The 21,995-nt window shown below is 72.5% G+C and carries 14 protein-coding genes; 6 read left to right on the forward strand and 8 right to left on the reverse strand.

Going from position 1 to position 21,995, the window contains the following annotated elements:
* Positions 1 to 10: 10 nt before the first annotated feature.
* Positions 11 to 556 carry a DinB family protein gene (locus ACG04Q_RS19660; protein ID WP_394512985.1) on the reverse strand — a complete coding sequence of 182 codons (546 nt, stop codon included), beginning with the start codon at positions 554 to 556 and terminating at the stop codon, positions 11 to 13.
* Between the two features lie 100 nt (positions 557 to 656).
* On the opposite strand from ACG04Q_RS19660, the gene ACG04Q_RS19665 reads away from it, so the two are divergent.
* The 5 genes from ACG04Q_RS19665 (at position 657) to ACG04Q_RS19685 (ending at position 12,257) form a co-directional block, all read left to right on the forward strand.
* The gene (locus ACG04Q_RS19665) at positions 657 to 3,380 is read left to right on the forward strand and encodes a sensor domain-containing diguanylate cyclase (protein WP_394512986.1); all 2,724 of its coding nucleotides are present in this window, start codon (positions 657 to 659) and stop codon (positions 3,378 to 3,380) included.
* A gap of 89 nt (positions 3,381 to 3,469) precedes the next feature.
* Positions 3,470 to 6,079, forward strand: a complete 2,610-nt coding sequence (locus ACG04Q_RS19670; RefSeq protein ID WP_394512987.1) for a CHASE domain-containing protein — start codon at positions 3,470 to 3,472, stop codon at positions 6,077 to 6,079.
* Positions 6,080 to 6,165: 86 nt separating this feature from the next.
* A complete protein-coding gene (locus ACG04Q_RS19675; RefSeq protein WP_394512988.1) occupies positions 6,166 to 8,697 on the forward strand; it encodes a S8 family peptidase in 2,532 nt (843 codons plus the stop codon).
* A gap of 213 nt (positions 8,698 to 8,910) precedes the next feature.
* The gene (locus ACG04Q_RS19680) at positions 8,911 to 11,079 is read left to right on the forward strand and encodes a TonB-dependent receptor (RefSeq protein ID WP_394512989.1); all 2,169 of its coding nucleotides are present in this window, start codon (positions 8,911 to 8,913) and stop codon (positions 11,077 to 11,079) included.
* Between the two features lie 2 nt (positions 11,080 to 11,081).
* On the forward strand, positions 11,082 to 12,257 hold the full coding sequence (locus ACG04Q_RS19685; RefSeq protein ID WP_394512990.1) for a PepSY-associated TM helix domain-containing protein: 1,176 nt from the start codon (positions 11,082 to 11,084) through the stop codon (positions 12,255 to 12,257).
* Here the strand turns inward: ACG04Q_RS19685 and ACG04Q_RS19690 are convergent.
* Positions 12,218 to 12,628: an Lrp/AsnC family transcriptional regulator gene (locus ACG04Q_RS19690; protein WP_394512991.1), complete on the reverse strand. Its 411-nt coding sequence runs from the start codon at positions 12,626 to 12,628 to the stop codon at positions 12,218 to 12,220. The genes ACG04Q_RS19685 and ACG04Q_RS19690 overlap by 40 nt on opposite strands.
* A 54-nt stretch (positions 12,629 to 12,682) precedes the next feature.
* Between ACG04Q_RS19690 and ACG04Q_RS19695 the strand changes: the two genes are divergently transcribed.
* Complete coding sequence (locus tag ACG04Q_RS19695) at positions 12,683 to 12,949, forward strand: hypothetical protein (RefSeq protein ID WP_394512992.1); 267 nt, start codon at positions 12,683 to 12,685, stop codon at positions 12,947 to 12,949.
* On the opposite strand, the gene ACG04Q_RS19700 is transcribed toward ACG04Q_RS19695, so the two are convergent.
* Genes ACG04Q_RS19700 through ACG04Q_RS19725 form a run of 6 tightly spaced genes read right to left on the reverse strand, consistent with a single transcriptional unit; the run spans position 12,950 to position 21,433 of the window.
* Positions 12,950 to 13,885 (reverse strand): transglutaminase family protein, encoded by a 936-nt coding sequence (locus ACG04Q_RS19700; protein ID WP_394512994.1) that lies wholly within the window; start codon positions 13,883 to 13,885, stop codon positions 12,950 to 12,952.
* Positions 13,882 to 16,554, reverse strand: a complete 2,673-nt coding sequence (locus ACG04Q_RS19705) for a circularly permuted type 2 ATP-grasp protein (RefSeq protein ID WP_394512995.1) — start codon at positions 16,552 to 16,554, stop codon at positions 13,882 to 13,884. Before ACG04Q_RS19705 ends, ACG04Q_RS19700 begins: the two co-directional genes overlap by 4 nt.
* A 48-nt stretch (positions 16,555 to 16,602) precedes the next feature.
* The gene (locus ACG04Q_RS19710; protein WP_394512996.1) at positions 16,603 to 17,448 is read right to left on the reverse strand and encodes an alpha/beta fold hydrolase; all 846 of its coding nucleotides are present in this window, start codon (positions 17,446 to 17,448) and stop codon (positions 16,603 to 16,605) included.
* A gap of 5 nt (positions 17,449 to 17,453) precedes the next feature.
* Positions 17,454 to 17,744, reverse strand: a complete 291-nt coding sequence (locus tag ACG04Q_RS19715; RefSeq protein WP_394512997.1) for a type II toxin-antitoxin system RelE/ParE family toxin — start codon at positions 17,742 to 17,744, stop codon at positions 17,454 to 17,456.
* 3 nt (positions 17,745 to 17,747) lie between these two features.
* The gene (locus ACG04Q_RS19720) at positions 17,748 to 17,978 is read right to left on the reverse strand and encodes an addiction module protein (RefSeq protein WP_394512999.1); all 231 of its coding nucleotides are present in this window, start codon (positions 17,976 to 17,978) and stop codon (positions 17,748 to 17,750) included.
* Between the two features lie 14 nt (positions 17,979 to 17,992).
* Positions 17,993 to 21,433: a transglutaminase family protein gene (locus tag ACG04Q_RS19725; protein WP_394513001.1), complete on the reverse strand. Its 3,441-nt coding sequence runs from the start codon at positions 21,431 to 21,433 to the stop codon at positions 17,993 to 17,995.
* Between the last annotated feature and the right edge of the window lie 562 nt (positions 21,434 to 21,995).

Raw genomic sequence — 21,995 nt, forward strand, 5'->3', positions numbered from 1 at the left:
GAGGCTCCTGCTACACCGGTTCGTGCCATCCCAAGGCGGCCATGTCGTGCACGCGATGCACTTTGTCCCCCAGCAGGATGAAGTCGTCCAATTGCGGCGGCTTCACGGACGTGCCGGCCAGCATCGCGTGCGCCTGGCCGCGGTGGTGCGTCTGGTGCATGAACAGGTGGGCCAGCACGCGCCCCAGCGGCTCGCGCGGGCCGGCCTCGATGCCGGCGCCGCGGTCGAACGCGACGATGCGGTCTTCGTCGCCCGCCTTCAGGCCTGCGCAGAAGTCGATCAGCCGCCGGTCGCTGTCGTCCTGCCGCGCGGCCAGCTCGGCCGCCGTCTGCGCGGGCACGTAGGCGGCCCAGATCTCGCGCATGGCCGCGTCGCCGTGCAGCGCGGCGATGTAGTAGTGGTCGACGTTGAGCAGGTGGTTCAGCGTCAGCGCCAGGCTCGGGAAGAAGCTGGTGCGCGGCGCGTGGAACTCGGCGTTGGGCAGTGTCGCCACGGCCGCCAGCAGCCGGCGGTTGGCGAGGCGGTTGGCGCGGGCCTGGGTCAGCAGCAGGGTCATGCCGGCAATTGTGCGGCGACCGCGGCGTTGGCGGGGCTGACGACGCCGTGTGGACATGCTTCAATCAAGACGCACGCCACGCCGACCGAAGGGACGACGCTTGCGCATCGGAGACGCCTACACCGGGCCCGAGATGGCCAGCCCCACCGCATGGGTAGCGGCGGCGGCTGTGCTGTCCATCGGCCTCGCACTGACGGCGGGCGCCGTCATCTGGCAGCAGCGCCAGGCCAGCAGCGAAGCGCGTCTGCTGCAGGAGCGCCAGGTGGAACGGCTGCAGGCCGACGTCATCAAGCGGCTGACCCTGCCGGTCTACGGTCTCAAGGGCGCGCGCGGCACCCTCGCCGCGCTGGACGGCCGGTTCAGCCGCGCGGCCTTCGAGGCCTACGTCGAGTCCCGCGATCTGCCGCGGGAGTTTCCTGGCGTCCATGGCTTCGGCTTCATCGAGCGCGTGGACCGCACGGAGCTGGCCCAGTTCAGCGCCCGGCAGCGTCGCGAGGGCCAGACCGAGTTCCGCGTGCAGGGCTCCGGTGACGCTCCCACGCTGTACGTCGTCACGCAGATATCGCCTTTCTCCCGCAACTTCGCGGCCTGGGGTCAGGACGAGGGCGCCGACCCGGCACGCCGCCAGGCCATCGAACAGGCCATAGACACAGGCGAGCCCACGCTGTCCAGCCCCGTGCGCCTGGCGCAGGACCCGCTCAAGGGGCCGGGCTTCCTGCTGCTGGTACCGGTCTACCGGCCAGGGCACGACCCCGACACACCGCAGCACCGCCGCGCATCGCTGCAAGGTCTGCTGTACGCCCCGCTGCTGGCGAACGAATTGCTGCACGGGGTGGCCGAGCAGTCGTCGGCGCTGCTGGACCTGCGGCTGTCGGCGCGCATGCCGGACGGCAACTTCGCACCGCTGCTGGCCTCGCGCAACGGCCAGGTGCTGCCGTCTGCTGCGGCCGCCGACGACCCGGTCGTCGACGCGCCGACGGCTGAGGCCACGCTGTTCACGGTGAGCGGCCGCGAGTTCCGGCTGGAGACCGCGTTGACCCATGCCGCTGCCGTGCAGTTGCTGGGCCTGTCCGGCGTCGGGCTGGGGCTGGGCGGCGCGCTGCTGAGCCTGCTGCTGGCCGCAACGGTCTATCTGCTGGCCGCGGGCCGCGCGCGCGCCGAGCAGATGGCCCGCAGCATGACGGCCGACCTGGCGCGGCTGGCCACGGTCGCCAGCCACACGACCAACGCGGTCATGATCACCGACCCCGAGCGGCGCATCGTCTGGGTCAACGCCGGTTTCACGCGCATGACGGGCTACACCGCGGCCGAGGCGCACCAGCGGCTGCCCGGCGAGCTGCTGCACTCGGAGCTGACCGACGCAGACACCGTGCACGGCATGCGCGAAGCCATGGAGGTGGGGCTGGGCTGCGATGTGGAGCTGATGCAGCGCGCCAAGGACGGGCGCGACTACTGGGCCGACATCGAGATCCAGCCGCTGAGCGCAGCCGACGGCGAGTTGAACGGCTTCGTGGTCATCCAGTCCGACATCACCGCGCGCAAGCAGCTGCAGGCCCAGGCCGACGAGGCGCGCCAGAGCCTGCAGGACCTGTACGACAACGCCCCCTGCGCCTACTACGCGCTGGACAGCGACGGCCGCTTCCTGCAGATCAACGCGCTGGGCCTGAAGTGGCTGGGCTGCACGGCCGGCGAGCTCATCGGCCAGGCCAGCCCGCGCGACTTCTTCAGCGCCGAGGGCCGCGCGCTGTTCGACGAGGCCTTCCCGCGCTTCAAGCGCGAGGGCCGCGTCAAGGGGTTGGAGTTCGACCTCACCGGCCGCGATGGCCGCCACCGCCGCGTCAGCCTGTCGGCCACAGCGCTCTACGGGGCCGATGGCCGCTACCTGCGCAGCCGCTCGGTGATGTTCGACATCACCGAGACCCACCGCATCCGCCAGCAGCTGCATGAGCTGACGCAGGACCAGAAGGCCATGCTGGAAAGCGACCTGGTGGGCATCGCCAAGATGCACGATCGCCACATCACCTGGCGCAACCAGGCGCTGGAGCGCATGTTCGGCTACGCGGCGGGCGAACTGCTGGGCAAGACGGCGCTGCAGCTGCACGTGGACGCGGCCACCTACGAGGCGCTGGGCGCGCTGGCCCTGCCGCAGATGCACGCCGGTGGGCGCTTCCGCACGCAGCTGCAGATGCGCCGCAAGGATGGCACGCTGATCTGGGTGGATCTGACCGGCGTGGAGCTGACCACCGCGACCCAGCAACACGCCATTGAGACCATGTGGATGATGGTGGACATCACGCAGAGCAAGGCTCACGAGGCGCGTCTGGAGCAGGCCGCGCTGCACGACGCGCTGACCGGACTGCCCAACCGGCTGCTGCTGGCCGACCGGCTGCGCCAGGCCATCCACGGCGCCGAGCGCTCGGGCCATGTGTTCGCCCTCGCCTACCTGGACCTGAACGGCTTCAAGCAGGTCAACGACCACCATGGTCACGACGCCGGCGACGAGGTGCTGAAGGCCGTCGGCGCGCGGCTGCAGGCGGGCCTGCGGGCCACCGACACCGTGGCCCGGCTGGGCGGCGACGAATTCGTCGTGCTGCTGACGCCTGCACAGGGGCCGGCCGAGGCCGAACCGGTGCTGAACCGGCTGCTGGACGCGCTGATCCAGCCCATCACGCTGAGCAGCGGGGTGCAGGTCGCCGTGGGCAGCAGCCTGGGCCTGGCGCACTTCCCCACCGACGGCCGCTCGCCCGACGGGCTGATGCGTCACGCCGACGAGGCCATGTACGCCAACAAGCGCGCCGCCCGCTCCCGGGCACTGGCGCGCTAGCTCACCTGCGCTCGCTATCATCGCGCCCATCTGCCACAGCACGACGCCGTTAGTCGGCCGGCGTGGCAGGCCTCGGGAGACCGCCCACGATGCCCCAGCAAGCCGCCCGCGCGGAGCCCTTCCTACGCCGAGCGCTGCCGTGGCTGCTGTTCATCGCCGCGCTGCTGCTGACGCTGTCGCTGGCCGCCTGGTCGGTGCAACAGAACGCCGAGCACCGGGTGGCGCTGATGGAGCATCGCGTCGAGGCGTTCCGGCTGTCGCTGGCGGCGTCGCTGCGCGCCCACCTGGACATCCTGCCCGGCCTGAGGCTGGCGGCCGGCCAGCGGCCGCTCACCGATGCCCGCTTCGCCCGCTACGTGGACAACGTGCTGGGCGGGCAACGCTACCCCGGCCTGACGCTGAGCTTCGTGGCCGAGCGGGTGAGCGAGTCCGAGCGCGCGGACTATCTGGCGCGCGTGCGCGAGGACCGCAGCACCGACCCCGCCGGCCACGACAGCTTCGAGATCCAGCCCCCGGGCGCGCGGCCGGAATACATGCTGCTGCGCCACCAGCACCCGGCCGACCCCACCAACGACGGCTACGACCTCTACGACCCCGGCCAGCGCTACCGCCAGGCCGTCGAGCGCGCCATCGACAGCGGCACCCCGGTCGCCACGCCGCCACTGCGGCTGGCCCGCGACCGCCATCGTCCCGACCATCCCGAGCTGACCAGCGTCGTCGTGCGGGCGGCCATCTACCGCGGCGACACGCTGCCCGCCACCCCCGAGGCACGCCGCGACGCGGCCACCGGCGTCGTCGGCATCGCGCTGCGCGGCGCGGCGCTGGTGCGCGACGCGCTGCCCGCGGGCCTGAGCACCGAGGCCCGTGTGCGCGTGGCAGACCCGCAGGCCCCCGCCGGCGCGCCCATGGTCTACGACAGCCAGCCCGGCGCCCCGGCCTTGGCCGAGGCCTACCGCTTCACGCTGCCGGTGGCAGACCGCCGGTGGGAGGTGACGGTGGCACGACCGCCTGCGCCGTGGTGGCAGGACGTCAACGACGGCACGGTCACGTTGCTGGCGGGCGGCTTCGCGTGCGCGCTCGCGCTGACGGCACTGACGGCCGGGCTGGGCCGCATCCGGCACCGGGCCGAGGCCCGCGTGCGCGACGGGCTGGCCCGGCTGGAGGCCGAGAAGGCGCAGCTGACGCGCAGCGAGACGCGGCTGCGGCAGCTGTTCGAGAACAGTCTGGACGCCGTGCTCAACACCCGCCCGGGCGGCGGCGTGGTGGCCGCCAACCGCACGGCCTGCGAGCTGTTCGGCCGCAGCGAGGCGCAGCTGGTGGCAGCCACCCGCGGCGACCTGCTGGACCTGGAAGATCCCCGGCTGGCGCCGCTGCTGGCCGAGCGCGAGGCCACCGGCCGCATGCGCGGGCAGCTGCGCATGCGGCATGCCGACGGCAGCACCTTCGAGGCCGAGGTCAGCTCCATGACCTACCAGGACACCGACGGCCAGCTGCTGGCCAGCGTCATCGTGCGCGACCTCAAGCCCAGCCTGGATGCGGCCGCCGAGCGCCAGCGGCTGGAAGAGCAGCTGCGCCACGCACAGAAGATGCAGGCCCTCGGCACGCTGGCCGGCGGCATCGCGCACGACTTCAACAACGTGCTGGCCGTCGTGCTGGGCGGCGTCGCGCTGCTGGACACCGACCTGCCGCCCGGGCACGTGGCGCGGCCGCACCTGGAGCGCGTGCGCCAGGCCGGGCTGCGGGCACGCTCGCTGGTGCAGCAACTGCTCACCTTCGGCCGCCCGTCCGCCGAGGGACGCTGGGCCCAGCCGCTGCGGCCGCTGGTGGAGGAGACGCTCGCGCTGCTGCGCCTGAGCCTGCCGGCCACCGTCACGCTGGACGCCGACCTCCCCGACGAACCGCTGCACGTCGTGACCGAGCCCTCGCAGCTCCAACAGGTGCTGCTCAACCTGTGCAACAACGCCTGGCAGGCGATGCCTGGCCACCAGGGCCGCATCGAAATCACGTTGAGAGCCCGGCACCACGACGGTCGTGACTGGGCGCTGCTCAGCGTGCACGACGATGGCGCCGGCATGGACGCCGCGCTGCGGCAGCGCATCTTCGAGCCCTTCTTCACGACCAAGCCGCCGGGCCAGGGCACAGGCCTGGGCCTGGCGATGGTGCACGGCATCGTCACCGGCCACGGCGGCCACATCGAGCTCAGCTCCATGCCGGGACACGGCAGCGTGTTCGAGATCTGGCTGCCGGCCGTGGACGGCGCTGTCGACGGGCCGGCGAGCGACGCGCCCAGGCCGGACGCCTGCGCAGCACACGGGCACGGCGAGCGCATCGTCTACCTGGACGATGACGAGGTGCTGCGCCTGACGGTGGAGGCGTTGCTGCTGCGCCAGGGCTACACCGTGCGCACCTTTGCCGAGCCGGCCGACGCGCTCGCCGCCATCGCGGCCGACCCCGCCGCGGTGGACCTCGTGCTGACCGACTACGACATGCCCCGCGCCTCCGGGCTGGAGGTGGCGCGCACGCTGCGCGAGCGGCATGCCACGCTGCCCGTGCTCATCGTCACCGGCCAGGTGACCGAGGCGCTGCGCAGCGCCTGCGCCGGCATGAGCGGCGTGGGCGTGCTGCCCAAGGAATACATCGCCGAGCAGCTCGGCGCGCGGCTGGCGGCCTTGCTCGGGGAGCGGGGCCGTCGCAGCTGAACCGCGATGTATCGGCGCCGACACAAAGCGGCAGCACGGCGGATACCGGTGTGCGCGAGCATGTCGTCTCACGACCGGAGTTCCGCGTGCGCCGCCTTCCCGCTTCCCTCTGCCTGCCCCTGCTGCTCGCGCTGATCGCCCTCATCGGGCTGCTCGCGCTGGCGCTGGCCTCGCTGCCCGCCCACGCCGCCGCGGCGGACGCCGACGGCGCGCGCGTCATCGTCAAGTTCAAGGCGCTGGGCCCGCTGATGCGTGCCGCCCGCGAGCGCGGCGACCGCGGCCCGCAGCACGCGGCCACGCTGGCCGGCCGGCAGGGTCTGACGCTGCGCGACGGCCGCATGATCGACGCGCGCAGCCAGGTGGTGTGGGGCGGCAAGGGCATGACCTCCGCCGCGCTGGCGGCCCGGCTCGCGAAGGACGCCGACGTCGAATATGCGGTGCCCGACGAGCGCCGCCATGCGCTCGCCACCGCCGCATTGCCGAACGACCCGCTGCTCCCCGCGGCCTCGGGCGCGGCCCTGGCCGCGGGTCAGTGGTACCTGCAGGCGCCGGACGCGACGCTGGTGTCGGCCATCAACGCGGTGGGTGCCTGGGCGCTGACGACCGGCTCGACCGGCCTCGTCGTCGCCGACGTCGACACCGGCGTGCTGCCGGGCCACCCCGACCTCGCCAGCAAGCTGCTGCCCGGCTACGACTTCGTCAGCTCGACGACGACGGCGGGTGATGGCGGCGGCCGGGACGCCGACGCCACCGACCCCGGCGACTGGACCACGGCCGGCCAGTGCGGCACCGGCCAGGCGGCCACCAACAGCAGCTGGCACGGCACCGAGACGTCCAGCATCATCGGCGCGCAGACCAACAACGGCGTGGGCATGGCCTCGGTCGGATACGACGTGAAGCTGCTGCCGGTGCGCGTGCTGGGCAAGTGCGGCGGCACCGATTCGGACATCATCGCCGGCATGCTGTGGGCCGCCGGCCTGACCAGCGTGCCCACGGCCAACGCCAACCCGGCCAGGGTCATCAACCTGAGCCTGGGCGGCAGCGGCAGCTGCAGCGCGGCGTACCAGGACGCCATCAACCAGCTCGTCGCCGCGGGGGTGACGGTGGTGGTGGCGGCCGGCAACTCGGAAGGCCTGGCCGTGGGCGTGCCAGCCAACTGCGCCGGCGTCATCACCGTGGCCGGCGTTCGCCACGTGGGCACCAAGGTGGGCTTCTCCAGCATCGGTCCCGAGGTGGCCATCGCCGCCCCGGGCGGCAACTGCGTCAACACGACCGGCGCCTGCCTGTACCCCATCCTCACCGCCACCAACAGCGGCACGACGACGGCCGGCACGCACACCTACAGCAACAGCAGCAACTACTCGGTAGGCACCAGCTTCGCGACGCCCATGGTGGCAGGCGCGGCGGCGCTGATGCTGTCGGTCAACCCGTCGCTGAAACCGGCGCAGATCAAATCGCTGCTGCAGTCCACCGCGCGCAGCTTTCCCGCGCAACCCGCGGGCAGCAGCGTGCCGGCCTGCCGCGCGCCCACGGCCACCGTGCAGGACGAGTGCTACTGCACCACGTCCACCTGCGGCGCCGGCCTGCTGGACGTGGGCGCCGCCGTGGCCGCCGCCGCCAACACCGCCACGCCGACGGCCAGCATCGGCGCCAGCGCCGCGACGGTGACCGCCGGTTCGATGGTGACGCTGGATGCCGGCGCGTCCACCGCGCCCGGCACACGCAGCATCACCGGCTGGGCCTGGAGCCTCACCAGCGGCGCGGCCATCGCAAGCTTCAGCGGGGCGACAAACAGCGCCACGGCCAGCCTGAGGACGAGCGGCATCGGCGCCGTGACCGTGCAGCTGACCGTGACCGACAGCCTCGGCCAGACCGCCACGACGACGAGGACGCTGACCGTCACCGCGCCGGCGGCGCCGACCGTGGGCATCGTCGCGTCGGCCAGCGCCGTGGCCGCGGGCACGCCGGTCACGTTCGACGGCAGCAGCACGACGGCGGCGACGGGCTTCACGATCGCCAGCTACCAGTGGGCCGTCAGCGCCGCGCCGGCCGGGCTGGCCAGCTTCACGACCGCCACGAACGCGGCGACGGCCGCGGTGTCCACGCTGGGCAGCAGCAGCGGCACGTTCATCGTCACGCTGACAGCGACCGACTCGCTGGGCCAGACCGGCAGCGCCAGCACAACGGTCACCGTGACGCCGCAGGGCCCGACGGCCAGCATCAACGCGTCGGCCACGACGGTGACGGCCGGCAACAACGTGCTGCTGGACAGCGCCGGCTCCAGCGCGCCAGCGGGGCGAACGTTGACGGGCCATGCCTGGAGCATCACCAGTGGCAGCGGCATCGCATCGTTCAGCGGCGCCACGGCGGGCACCACGGCGACGCTGGCCACCAGCGCGGCGGGCACGGTCACCGTGCAGCTGACGCTCACCGACAGCGCCGGCGCTCAGGCGGTGAAGACGCAGGTCATCACGGTCGCGGCGGCCAGCACGGCCACCAGCGGTTCGAGCAACAGCTCGGGCGGCGGCGGTGGGGGCATGTCGGCAGCGTGGCTGCCGGGCCTGCTGGCTGCGGCGCTGATGGCCGGGTGCCGCCGGCGGCGGCGCGCCGGCGTGTGAGGCCCTCGCGCGGCCTGCGCCGGGCACGACGCCGGGCACGACGCCGCGCGGCAAACCCGGCTCACCGATCCGCGAGCACGCGGCAGGCATTGCACTGTCGTTAATGCGAATCACTCTCATTCGCAAGATACACTGCCGGGCTTTCCCCGGGCCGCCCTGGTACGGCGACGTTGTCGCCGCCCGGCCTGCGCGCCCCCTTGCCCTGCTCCCGCCATGCCTCGCACGACTGCCACTGCCGATCAGAAACCGCCCCGCCGCCGACTCCCGAGCCGGCATCCCTTCGTCCTGACCCTGGGCGCCGCGCTGCTCAGCCCTGGCGCACGCGCCGCCGACGTCCCCACCCAGCAGCTCGAAGCCGTGCTCGTCACGGCCACGCGCGGCAGCAAGGCGCTGGACCGCATCCCCGGCGCCGTCGGCGTGATCTCCCGCGCCGACATCGACACCCAGACCCTCGTCAGCGAAGACCCCAGCGCCCTGCTGGCCCAGCAGGTGCCCGGTTACGCGCCGTCGCGGCAGAAGCTGAGCAACTTCGGTGAAGGCCTGCGCGGCCGCAATGCGCTGCTGCTGCTGGACGGCATTCCGCAGACCAACCCGCTGCGCTTCGGCGGCCGCGAGGGCTACTTCGCCGACCCGATGGTCGTGGAGCGCATCGAGGTGGTCAGCGGCGCCTCCGCGGCCCAGGGCATGGGCGCGACCGGCGGCATCATCAACACCATCACCCGCCGCCCGACGCGGGCAGGCACGCAGCAGGCGGTCGAGGTCAAGCTGGGCACGCAGTTCGACGGCGACAGCAGCAGCTGGAAGACCGGCTACCTGTTGCAGCACCGCAGCAACGGCAACGCCAGCAGCCAGCCCTGGGATGTGATCTTCTACGCCGGCACCTCGAGCCAGGACAGCGGCGTGGATGGCGCCGGCCGGCCGCTGGCAACCGAGTCGCTGCACCGCTCGGCCGACCTCTTCCTCAAGGCCGGCACCGAGTTCGGTGCGCAACGCCTTCAGATCATGGTCAACGGGTTCAACGCCGACGGCTTCGATGACCGGATCGACGTGCCCGGCAACCGCGCGACCGGCCAGCCCACCACCTCCACCGACGGGCGCCCGGCCTGGGACGCGCCGCGCAACCGCGTGCGCTCGGCCAGCCTGGAGTGGACACATGACGACCTCGCCGGCGGCCGCGCCAGCGTGCAGCTCTTCAAGCAGGACTTCAAGGCGCGCTACAGCGGCGGCCTGATCAGCACCTTCCAGGACGCCAGCCTCGCGCCGGTGGGCACCCTCGTCGACCAGAGCGAAGTGGTGGCCGACAAATGGGGCCTGCGCAGCAGCTGGGTGCGGCCCGACGTCGGGCTGCAGGGGCTGGAGCTCACCGCCGGCCTGGACCTGCTGGACGACACCTCCTCGCAGCGCCTGACGCAGACCGGCCGCACCTGGGTGCCGCCCCTGCACTACCGCAGCCTCGCGCCCTTCGCCCAGCTGGAGTACGAGGCCGGCCCGCTGACCGTGCGCGGCGGCCTGCGCGACGAGCACACGCGCCTGCAGGTCGACACCTACCGCACGCTGGCCTTCTACGGCAACACCCTCGTCACCGGCGGCGAGCGTCGCGCCAACCAGCTGGTGAAGAGCCTGGGCGGCATCTGGCGCTTCGGCCGCAGCGGCTGGTCGGCGTTTGCGTCCTACAACGAGGGTTTCGGCCCACCGGACGCCGGCCTCATCCTGCGTGCGGTGCGCACCGCGAACCAGTCGGTGGGTCAGCTGGTCGACCTGCAGCCCATCGTCGTGAAGAACCACGAGGTCGGCGCCAACTGGCGCGGCGGCAGCACGACGCTGTCCGCATCGGTCTACCGGTCCCGCTCGGAGCTGGGCAGCCAGATCGTCGTGTCCAACGGCATCGGCACGGTGCAGCGCGTGCCCATCGAGGTGGAGGGCGTCGAGCTCACCGCGGAGCACCGCTTCAATGCCGCCTTCAAGCTCAACGGCACCTATGCCCGCACGCTGGGCCGCACGGCCAGTGCCGCCGGCCAGCCGCTGGACCTGATGCTGGGCGCGCGGTCGCAGGGGCCGGACAAGCTCCTGCTCGGTGCGCAATGGACGCCCAGCAGCGCCTGGAGCACGCAGCTCAACCTGTCGCACTACCGGCCCCGTGAGGCCAACCTGGGCAAGACCTCGGGCAGCACCTCGCTGGCCGAGCGCTTCTCCGGCTACACCGTGCTGGACCTCGCCAGCCGCTGGCAGACGGCCTGGGGCCAGTGGGGCCTGGGCATCGAGAACCTGCTGGACCGCCGCTACTTCACCTACTACGGCGAGGCCAACTACTCCGGCACGAATGACGACTACTACGCAGGCCGCGGCCGCACCTGGACGCTGAGCTGGCGGCGCGACTTCTGACCATGCGCAAGCTCTTCACGCTGCTGCACCGCTGGGTCGGCCTGCTGGCCGGTCTGGTGCTGGTGCTGCTGGGTCTCACCGGCAGCCTGATGGTGTGGCAGCAATCGCTGGACGCGGCCCTGAACCCGGCCTGGTTCCGCGCGCCGGCGCAGGCCTGCCCGGCCACCGGCCAGCCGGTGGCGCACACGCTGGCGCTGCTGTCCGACCATGCCCCCAGCGCCCGCGCCCAGACGGTGGTGGCGCCCCGCGAGCCGGGTGGGCCTTACCAGGTCTGGGAAGCACGCCAGCCCGGAACCGGCTGGCGCACCGAACACTTCATCGACCCGCACTGCGGCCGCTACCTCGGCTCGCGGGAGCGGGGTGCCGTGCGCTTCGACGCCGCCCATGCCGTGCCGCTGCTGTACGAGCTGCACAGCCACCTGCTCGGCGGCGAGACCGGCCATGTCGTCGCCGGCGTGGTGGCGCTGCTCTTCACCGGCCTCACGCTGACGGGCCTGTGGCTGTCCTGGCCACGCAGCGCCGGGCCGCGCCTGAAAGCCTGGGGCCAGGCCTTGCGCGTGCGCTGGCAGGGCCCGCCGGCCCGGCGCTGGTACGAACTGCACCGGGCTGCCGGGCTGTGGCTGCTGCCGGTGGCACTGGTGGTGTCGCTGACCGGGGCGGCGCTGGTGTTTCCCAATCCCACGCGTGACGGCGTGGCTGCCGTGCTGCCGCTGCAGCGCCTGGCCAAGCTGCCCAAGCCGGCCGCGGGCACGGGCACGGGCACCGCCTCGGGCCCCGCCGTCGGGCCGGACGCCTGGGTGGCAGCCGCCCAGCAGGAATTCCCGGCGGCGCGCTGGTCACGCCTGACGCTGGCCGGCAAGGGTCCGGTCGAGGTGCGGCTTCTGCAGCCCGGCGAGCTGCGCGAATCCACCGGCTACACCCGCGTGCGGCTGGACCGCCAGGGCCGCATGCTGGCGCGGTATGACCCGCTCGCTGCGCCGGCGGGCAACCAGTTGGTCGACAGCTTCTTTCCGCTGCACAGCGGCGAGGCGCTGGGCCTGGTGGCCCGGCTGCTGTGGACGGCCTTCGGCCTGCTGCCGGCCACGCTGTTCGCGACCGGTGCCTGGCTGTGGTGGCGCCGCCGCCAGCGCCGTGCGGCTCAGCCGCGCTCGTCCTTGGGCGACTCCATCACGATGTAGCTCGTGATCATGCTGACCTGCAGCAGGCCACCCAGCACATCGGCATGGAAGCGCTTGTAGGCCGGCAGGTCGGCCACTTCCACGCGGATCAGGTACTCGAATGCACCCGTGACGTTGTGGCATTCGCGCACGACCGGGCAATCGCGCATGGCCTGTTCAAAGCCCCGCTGCTCGGCCGGCGTGTGACGCGACAGGCCGATGGCCACACAGGCCACGAAGCCCAGATCCAGGCGCGCCGGGTCCAGCACCGCCCGGTAACCCTTGATGACGCCCAGCCGCTCCAGCTCCTGCACCCGGCGCAGGCAGGCGGATGGGCAAAGGGCGATGCGCTGGGACAGCTCGGCATTGGTCAGGCGGCAATCAGCGGCCATCAGCGGCCAGCTCGCGCAAGATCTCGGGCGGACGGGCGCGAACAGGGGCGGCCGATGGGCTTCGTCGCCGCGGCGCTGCTCCAGGTCGTCAACCCCAAGGCCTGGGCCATGGCGCTGACGGCGGTGACGGCCTACGGCCGCCTCGGCGCGTGGCTGATCACCGCGGTGTTCGTGGCGGTCAACCTGCCCTGCTGCGGCTCCTGGGTGCTGCTGGGCGAGCAGATGCGCCGCTGGCTGCACCGGCCGCGCGCGCTGCAGGCCTTCAACTGGGGCGCGGCCCTGCTGATGGTGGTGTCGGTGCTGCCGCTGCTGGGCAGTTGATCAGGCGCCTGGCTGGCCGATCGGCTCCACCGTCACGCCCACGCGCAGCGTGGCCACGCCGCCGCCGCGCAGCACCCCGCGCAGCGGCGCCACGTCCGCGTAGTCGCGCCCCCAGGCGAGCGTCACGTGGTCCAGGTTGGCCGGCACATCGTTGGTCGGGTCCAGCGCCAGCCAGCCCTGCTCGGGGCACCACAGCTCCACCCAGGCATGCGAGGCGTCGGCGCCGACCAGCTTGGTCTGGCCCGGCGGCGGGCGCGTCAGCAGGTAGCCCGACACGTAGCGCGCGGCCAGCCCCAGCGCGCGGCAGGCGGCGATGAAGACATGCGCGAAGTCCTGGCACACGCCGCTGCGCTGCGCCAGCGCATCCGACGCGCGCGTGGCCACCGTCGTGCTGTGCGGCAGGTAGCGCAGGTCGGCGTGGATCTGGTGCATCAGCGCCAGGCCCGCCGCGGCCAGCGTGCGGCCGGGCAGGAAGGCGCGGCGCGCGTAGGCGGCCAGCGCGGCGTCGGGCGCGGCGTAGGCGGAGGCCAGCGCGAACTCGTCGGCCTCCTGCAGCGCACGCCCGGCGCGGTAGCGCAGCCCCTGCGCCACGGCCTCCCAGGCGGGGCCACGGTGGGGGTCGGGGGCGGGGCGGTCCAGCAGACGCACGGTGAAGCGGCTGTCGACCAGCAGCTCCTCGTGCACGCGGGCATGGCCGAAGCTCAGGTGGCGGTTGCCCCAGGGATCACGGCGCAGGTGCCGGGCCAGCGCCACGTCGTCCATCTCCTGGCCCTCGATGCCCCAGCCGTCGGGCAGCGGGTCGATGGAGAGGTGCCAGCCGCTGACCGCCTGCCAGGGCGTCTCGCGCGGCGCCAGGCAGGCGGTGTGGTGCGCCCATTCCACCGAGGCCTCGTAGGTGTACTCGGTGACGTGGTGCACGGCCAGCGTGACGGTCATTGCCACACCCTCTGCTCGCCGCCCGTGACGTGCGCGAAATAGCGGTGGCTCAGCAGCGCCGACAGCTCGCCGGCCTGCGCGGCGGCGCGCCGCAGTTGCTCGACGAGCATCGGCCCCGGTGCCGCCAGCTCGGCAAGCGGCCAGGTCTCGGGCGCGGGCAGCTCGGCGCCGATGTCGGCGGCCCAGCCGGGGTCGTGGCGGGCCAGCTTGGTGAAGCGCTCGCGCAGCGTGCGCGCCACCCAGGCCAGCGAGCGCGGGTTGTCGGTGTTGTGCACCAGCAGGTGCAGCAGCGGCGCCGCCTCGCGGCGCGCCTGGAACTGCGCGCGGTAGGTGATGGTGGAGTCGAACACGCCCAGCAACAGCGCAAAGCCGTCCTCCGTCAGCGCCAGCGGTTGCGCCAGGGCCGGGCCGGGGCCGTGCTGCACGAAGGCCTCGGCCAGCACGTCGGCGTGGAAGGACAGGCGCTCGATCTGCCGGCCGATGGACAGCAGCCGCCAGCCGTCGTCACGCGTCATGCGGTCGGTCTGCGCGCCGGTGATGGCGGCCAGGTGGGTGTCGGCCCGCGACAGCACGCCCAGCACGTCGGTCATCGGCACCGACGTGCCGGGCCGGTCCAGCACCGCGCGCAGGTGCTGCTCGAACTGCGCCGCGGCCTCGTGGATGAGGCGCCAGGCCTCGGGCGACAGCCGTTCGCGCAGCGCCTGCGCGCAGTTCTGCAGCGCACGCAGGTTCCAGCCCACGCTGTTGACGCCCGAGCGCGGCAGCAGCGCCGCCAGCAGCGCGCGCTCGAAGCCGCGCGGGTCGTCCGGCGCCCGCGGCGCATCGGCGCCGACGAGGCCATGGCGGCGCGCCAACGCGTCCAGCAGCGGCAGCATGGGCGGCGGCATGGCGCCGCGCTGCACCATGACGCTGGCCTCGATGACGTGCCGCGCCAGCCGCGCGCTGTTCTCGGCGCGCTCGGTGTAGCGGCCCAGCCAGAACAGGTTCTCGGCGGCGCGGCTGGTCACGGTCCAGTGGGCGTCGCGCAGGTCGGCGGCCTGCAGCGGCTGGGCCAGCAGCGTGGTCGGGTCGACCTCGCCGTCGGTCATGACCCAGGTGTCGGCGCTCAGCGAGCCACGCTGGATGGACAGCCACGCGTCGGCCAGCGGGTCGCGCCGCGGCGCCACGCGCGTGAGGCCGCCGGGCAGCACGGTCCAGCCGCCCTGCCCGTCGGTCAGCGCGAAGACACGCAGCACGGCCACGCGCGGCTCCAGCGCGCCGCGCACCCAGACGGGCTGCTTGGTGGGCTTGACGCGCGCCTGCAGCGTGTAAGCGGTGGGGTCGGCGTCGATGCGCTCGGCCAGCGCGCGCAGCTCGCCGTCCGGCAGCTCGGCGGCGACGATGGGCGCGAAATGAGGCGTCGTGCTGCTGGCCGAGAACGTCGGCACGACGACGAACTCTGCCAGCCGCGGCCGCAGCGCGCGCCAGGCGGTCTCCTCGCCGCACCACCAGCTCTGGATGGCCGGCAGCTTCAGCGGCTCGCCCAGCAGCCGCTCGGCCACGCCGGGCCAGAACGCCGTGAGGCCCGGGCTCTCCAGCCAGCCGGCGCCGGGCACGTTGGCGATGACGACCTCGCCCGCGCGCGCCGCCTGCAGCAGCCCCGGCACGCCGAGGATGGACTCGGGGCGCAGCTCCAGCGGGTCCAGCCAGGTGTCGTCGACACGGCGCAGCAGCACGTGCACACGCTCCAGGCCGCCCAGCGTCTTCAGGTAGACCTTGTCGGCGCGCACGGTCAGGTCAGCGCCCTCCACCAGCGTGATGCCGAGATAGCGGGCCAGGAAGGCCTGCTCGAAATAGGTCTCGTTGCGCGGGCCGGGCGTCAGCAGCGCCACGCGGGCCTGGTGGCCGCGCGCGCTGGCCGGCGCCAGCTTCATCAGCGCCTGGATGAAGTCGCGGTAGCTGGCGGCCAGCCGCTGCACCTGCATCTGCCGGAAGGCTTCGGGGAACTGCTGGGCAATGATGAGCCGGTTCTCCAGCACATAGCCCAGGCCCGACGCGGCCTGCGTGCGCTGGCCCACCACCCACCAGTGGCCGTCGGCGCCGCGCGTGAGGTCGAACGCCAGCACGTGCAGGTGCACGCCACCGGGCGGCGTGCTGCCGTGCATGGCGCGCAGGTACTGCGGGTGGGCCAGCACCAGCGACGCGGGCAGCAGCCCTTCCCGCAGCAGCGTGCGCTCGCCGTAGGTGTCGGCCATGACGGCCTCCAGCAGCCGCGCGCGCTGCAGCACGCCGGTCTCGATGTCGCGCCACTCGCCCGGCTCGATGAGCATGGGCAGCAGCTCCAGCGGCCAGTGGCGCGCCAGCGGCGCCGCGTCGCCGGGCAGCGGGGGCGCATCGCTGTGCACGTTGTAGCTGGCGCCGTCGTCCAGCACGCGGCGCTGCACGCGCAAGGCCTTGGCCGACAGCTCCCGCCAGCCGGCCGCGCCGCCGGCCGCGAAGAAGCGCTGCCATCGCTCGGTGATGCCGGCCTGCGGCTCGCCGGGGTGGTTGACCTGGCCCGTCAGCTCGTAGAAGTGGCCGTCTCGGCAGCGCAGCGCGGCGGACGCGGCCAGCGCCAGCGGGTCGGGGGCAGTGGGCGGCTCCGGCTCATCGGGGAGCAGGCTCCACTGGCTGGGGGTGAGCTCGGACATGGCGGCGGTTCGGGGTGGGTGAGGATTGTCGAGCAACCCCGACCAGGGCTAGGTGAGGAAACGGCGCAGCACGCGCTCGGCGGCGGCCGGGTCGTCACGCCAGGCGCCGTGGCCCACGCCGGGAAAGCGCTCGAAGCCGGCCAGCCACTGCGGCGGGATGGCGGCGGCGATCTCGGCGGCGTCTTGCGGCGGGGTGACGGGATCGGCCTCGCCGGCCATCACCAGCACGGGGCACTGCACGCCGGCCAGGCCGGGGCGCAGGTCCATGCCGGGCAGTTCGGTGCGCGTGTGCTCGAACAGGATCTCGGGCTTGAACACCATCCAGCCGCCGGCGTCGGCCGGCTTGGGGCGGGTGTTGTAGAGGTGGCGGCAGTGCTGCTCGTAGGCGGCCCAGGTGTCGGCGCCGGGGCGCTCCCAGAACTCTCGCGTGGCCTGCGCGGCATCAGACCCGCCCAGGGCGCCGAAGCGCTCGATCTTGCGCGCCAGGCCGAAGTGGTGCGAGGTGCTGGACAGCACCACCTTGCTCGGGTGCGCCGGGTGCCGCGCGAGGTAGCGCTGCGCAACGAAGCCGCCGAAGCTCTGGCCCAGCACGATGGGTTTGGCGATGCCCAGCCTGTCGCACAGCCGCACGACGTCGTCGGCAAACACGTCCAGCCGCATCTCCTCCAGCGGCCGCGGGCTGCTGCGGCCATGGCCGCGCTGGTCGAAGTAGACGACCTGGCAGACGTCCGTGAAGCGGCTGAAGAAGGGCCGGAAGCCGGTGTGGTCGAAGCCGGGGCCGCCGTGGATGAGCAGCAGCGTCGGCCGCTCCTTCAGCGCGCGGCCCTCGGGCACGTGGCCCAGGCCTTCGATGTCGACGAACAGGCGGACGCCGGGTTGGATCTCGATATGCATGAAACTCAGCGACGACCCACGCGGGCCGACGGGGGGCGACGGTGATGAAAGACGGCCACGACCAGCAGTTCGTCGTCGGTGGCCCGGTAATAGAGCGAGTACGGGAATCGGCGCAGCACGACGCGCCGGCAACCCTCCTCGGCTTCAGCAAAGCCGGCGGGCTGCCGGCAGGCTGCCTGCAGCGCCGCCTCGAATACGCGGGCGAACTCCCGGCCCAGCCCGGGCGCGCGGGCTTCGTACCAGTCCTGGGCGTCAAACAGCTCGGCGCGAGCCTCGGGCCGGAACAGAACGCGCATGGCTCAGCGCGATCCAGACCTCGCCATCAACTCGGCGTGCACCTGCTCCCACGGCACGGCGGCCGATGGATCCTGCTCGTGCGCCTGCAGGCGCCGCTGCAGCTCCTGCTTCTGTGCATCAGACACCCCTGGCACCTGCGCAGGCTGCAGCGCGATGCTGTCCCACAAGTCCTCGGCCAGCTGGATGCGCTCAGCCACCGAGAGCTTGCGGAGTTCGGCCAGATCGATGCTCATGACCCGAGTTTGCCTCAATCCACCTTGCGCAGGTCCAGCGTGAACGGGAACTCCAGGCTGCGCTGCGGCTCGCCCACCTCGACGCGGCCCGGCGTGTGGCCGTGCGACGTGAAGCGCGCCAGGCGGCGGCTCTCGGCCTCGTAGGCGTTGACGGGCAGCGTCGCGTAGTTGCGGCCGCCCGGGTGGGCGACGTAGTAGCGGCAGCCGCCCAGCGACTTCTGCTGCCAGGTGTCGACGAGGTCCAGCGTCAGCGGCGCGTGGATGCCGATGGTGGGATGCAGCGCCGACGGCGGCAGCCAGGCGCGGTAGCGCACGCCGGCGACGAACTCGCCGACGCGGCCGGTGGGCTGCAGCGGCAGCGGCTGGCCGTTGACGGTGATGCGGTGGCGTGGGTCCACCAGGCCGCTGACGTGCACCTCCAGCCGCTCCAGCGACGCGTCCACGTAGCGCACCGTGCCGCCGGCCGAGCCCTCCTCGCCCATCACATGCCAGGGCTCCAGCGCGCCGCGCAGCGTCACGTGAACGCCGCGCGCGGCGAACTCGCCCAGCTTGGGGAAGCGGAACTCGACGTGCGGCGCAAACCAGGCCGCATCCAGCGCGTAGCCGGCGTCCTGCATGTCCTGCATGACGTCGGCGAAGTCCTCGCGCACGAAGTGCGGCAGCAGCCAGCGGTCGTGCAGCTCGGTGCCCCAGCGCACCAGCGGTGCGCGGTACGGCGCTTTCCAGAAGCGCGCGATCAGCGCCCGCAGCAGCAGCTGCTGCACGATGCTCATGCGCGCATGCGGCGGCATCTCGAAGGCGCGCAACTCCAGCAGGCCGAGGCGCCCGGTCGTGGAGTCGGGCGAGTACAGCTTGTCGATGCAGAACTCGCTGCGGTGCGTGTTGCCGGTCACGTCCACCAGCACGTTGCGCAGCGTGCGGTCGATGAGCCACGGCGGCACCTGCTCGCCGTGGAGATCGGCCAGCTTGTGGATCTCGGCGAGCGCAATCTCCAGCTCGCGCAGCTGGTCGTTGCGCGCCTCGTCCACGCGCGGCGCCTGGCTGGTCGGGCCGATGAAGAGGCCGCTGAACAGATAGCTCAGGCTGGGATGGTTGTGCCAGTAGGCCAGCAGCGACGCCAGCAGCGACGGCCGGCGCAGGAAGGGCGAGTCGGCCGGCGTGGCGCCGCCCAGCACGAAATGGTTGCCGCCGCCGGTGCCGCTGTGGCGACCGTCGATCATGAACTTCTCGCTGGACAGGCGGGTCTGCCGCGCGGCCTCGTAGAGGAACTCGGTGTGCTGCACCAGCTCGCCCCAGTTGTGGGCCGGGTGGATGTTGACCTCGATGACGCCGGGGTCGGGCGTGACGGCCAGCAGCTTCAGGCGCGGGTCGCGCGGCGGTGGGTAGCCCTCCAGCACGATCTTGAAGCCGGTGTCCTCGCAGGCGGCCTCGACGGCGGCCAGCAGCTCCAGATAGTGCTCCAGCTTTTCCAGCGGCGGCATGAAGACGTACAGCACGCCGCTGGCGCTGCCCTTGGCCTCGGCCGCGGGGCCGTTGGCACGGCGCGGGTCCCGCGCCTCCACGCACAGCGCCGTGCGCGTGATCCAGTGCGCGCTCTCGAAGCGCACCGGCGCGCTCGCATCGGCCGATGGCGGCCAGGGCGAGTCGCCCGGCGCGAAACCGTGGCGCACCTGCTGACCCCGGCCGGCCGCCGCGCCCGGCGACGGCACGGTCGACGCGACGCCCTGCGCCTGCGCGCGCAGCGTGGCCGACGCCGGCAGCATGCCGCGCGGCGCGAACGGGTCCTGCGCTATCAGGTAGGGGTAGTCGCTCTTGCCCACCCAGGGCAGCGAATCCAGCGGCAGCCGCCAGCCCATCGGCGAGTCGCCGGGGAACAGGTACAGCCGCTCGTCGCGGAAGAACCACGGGCCCGTCTGCCAGCGCGCGCCGGCCAGGTTCGGGGAATCGCCCGCATGGCGCAGGGGCAGCACGTAGCCGACGACGTGCGACAACCCCTGCTCGAACACACGGCGCAGGCGCACGCGCTCCAGCTCGTCGTCCAGCCGTGAGTCGAACGGGTCGACGTTCACCGGCAGGCGGCGCTCGCGCCACAGGTAGTAGAACGTGTCCTCATAACCCGGCTGCACATGCGTGTCGGGCAGACCCAGCCTTGCGGTCAGCGCGGCCATGAAGGTCTTGGCATGCTCGCTGGTGTAGGCATGGCCTTCGCGCTCGTCGGCGAACCAGTCGGGGTTGCGCCAGCAGGGCTGGCCGTCGGCGCGCCAGTAGATGGACAGCGCCCAGCGCGGCAGCTGCTCGCCGGGGTACCACTTGCCCTGCCCGAAATGCAGGAAGCCGCCCTGGCCGTATTCGTCGCGCAGCCGGTGCGTCAGCTGCTGGGCGTAGAGCCGCTTGGTGGGGCCCAGCGCCTCGGTGTTCCATTCGGGCGCGTCGCGGTCCTCCACGGCGACAAAGGTGGGCTCGCCGCCCATCGTCAGCCGCACGTCACCGGCGTGCAATTCGGCATCGACCTGCTCGCCGAGCTTGAGCACCTCGGCCCATTGGGCCTCGGTGTAGGGCTTGGTCACGCGCGGCGATTCGTAGATGCGCGTGACGTTCATCTCGTGGCCGAACTCGACCTCGCTCTCGTCCACCGCGCCGCTGATGGGCGCGGCGCTGCCGGGCGTGGGCGTGGCCGCGAGCGGGATGTGGCCCTCGCCGGCGAGCAGTCCGGAGGTCGGGTCCAGGCCTATCCAGCCGGCGCCCGGCAGGTAGACCTCGCACCAGGCATGCAGGTCGGTGAAGTCCACCTCGGTGCCGCTGGGCCCGTCCAGCGCCTTCTCGTCGGGCGTGAGCTGGATCAGGTAGCCCGACACGAAGCGTGCAGCCAGGCCCAGGTGGCGCAGCAGTTCGACAAGCAACCAACCGGAATCGCGGCAGGAGCCGGAGGCCTTCTGCAGCGTTTCCTCCGGCGTCTGCACGCCGGGCTCCAGGCGGATCAGGTAGGACACGCTGCGCTGCACGCGCTGGTTCAGGTCGACGAGGAAGTCGATGGTGGCGCGCTCGCCGCGCGGGATGTCCTTCAGGTAGGCGGCCAGCAGCGGCGTGGCCGGGCCGGCCTGCAGGTAGGGCGCCAGCTCGATCTGCTGGGCCTCGTCGTACTTGAAGGGCACGGTCTGCGCGTGCGGCTCCAGGAAGAAGTCGAACGGGTTGTAGACCGCCATCTCGGCGACCAGGTCCACCGTGACGGTGAACTCGGTGGTCTTCTCGGGGAAGACGAGGCGGGCCAGGTAGTTGGCGAACGGGTCCTGCTGCCAGTTGATGAAGTGCTTGGCGGGCTCGACCCGCAGCGAGTAGCTGAGGATGGGCGTGCGGCAGTGCGGCGCGGGGCGCAGGCGGATGACCTGCGGGCCGAGTTGCACGGAGCGGTCGTATTTGTAGCGGGTGACGTGTTTGAGGGCGACGTGGATGGACATGATGTGGTCTGCTACTTCGCTGCTGTTGTTTGATGGCCAGGCCCATGCCGGGATTTCGCCCCGGCGGGCGACCTACTTTCTGGGCCGCCAGAAAGTAGGCAAAGAGCTCCCCCCGACCGCACCGCCCTCGCTTCGCTCGGGGGCCCGAGCAACGCAAGCCCCGAAGCCCCACGCCGAACTCGCGCCGCTACGCTCTGCTCGGACAGTCGTCGTGAGTCAGTGCTTGAGGCGAGCTGCGCTCGCGGGCTTCGGGGCTTGCGTTGCTCGACGGTGCTCAAGGGGGCAACCCGAACAGCCGGCGCCAGCCGGCTTGCGGGCTTGGCTGTTGGCTGTTGGGGCGGGCTGTTCGGGGCCTCCCCTTCAAAACCGCCTGTGATGCTTGAATACCAAGGCGCGTGCGCAGCACGCCTCAAGAACTGACTCGCGACGACTGTTCGAGCAGAGCGTAGCGACGCGAGTTCGGCGCGGCCTTGGGATTCAAGCAGCGCAGGGAACCCCGCAGGGGCGGTTTTGCAGGGGCGCTTTCTTTGCCTACTTTCTTGCGCGTGCAAGAAAGTAGGTC

Origin of the sequence: Pelomonas lactea (assembly GCF_043555885.1) — a bacterium.
In the GTDB taxonomy this organism is placed as follows: domain Bacteria; phylum Pseudomonadota; class Gammaproteobacteria; order Burkholderiales; family Burkholderiaceae_C; genus Pelomonas; species Pelomonas lactea.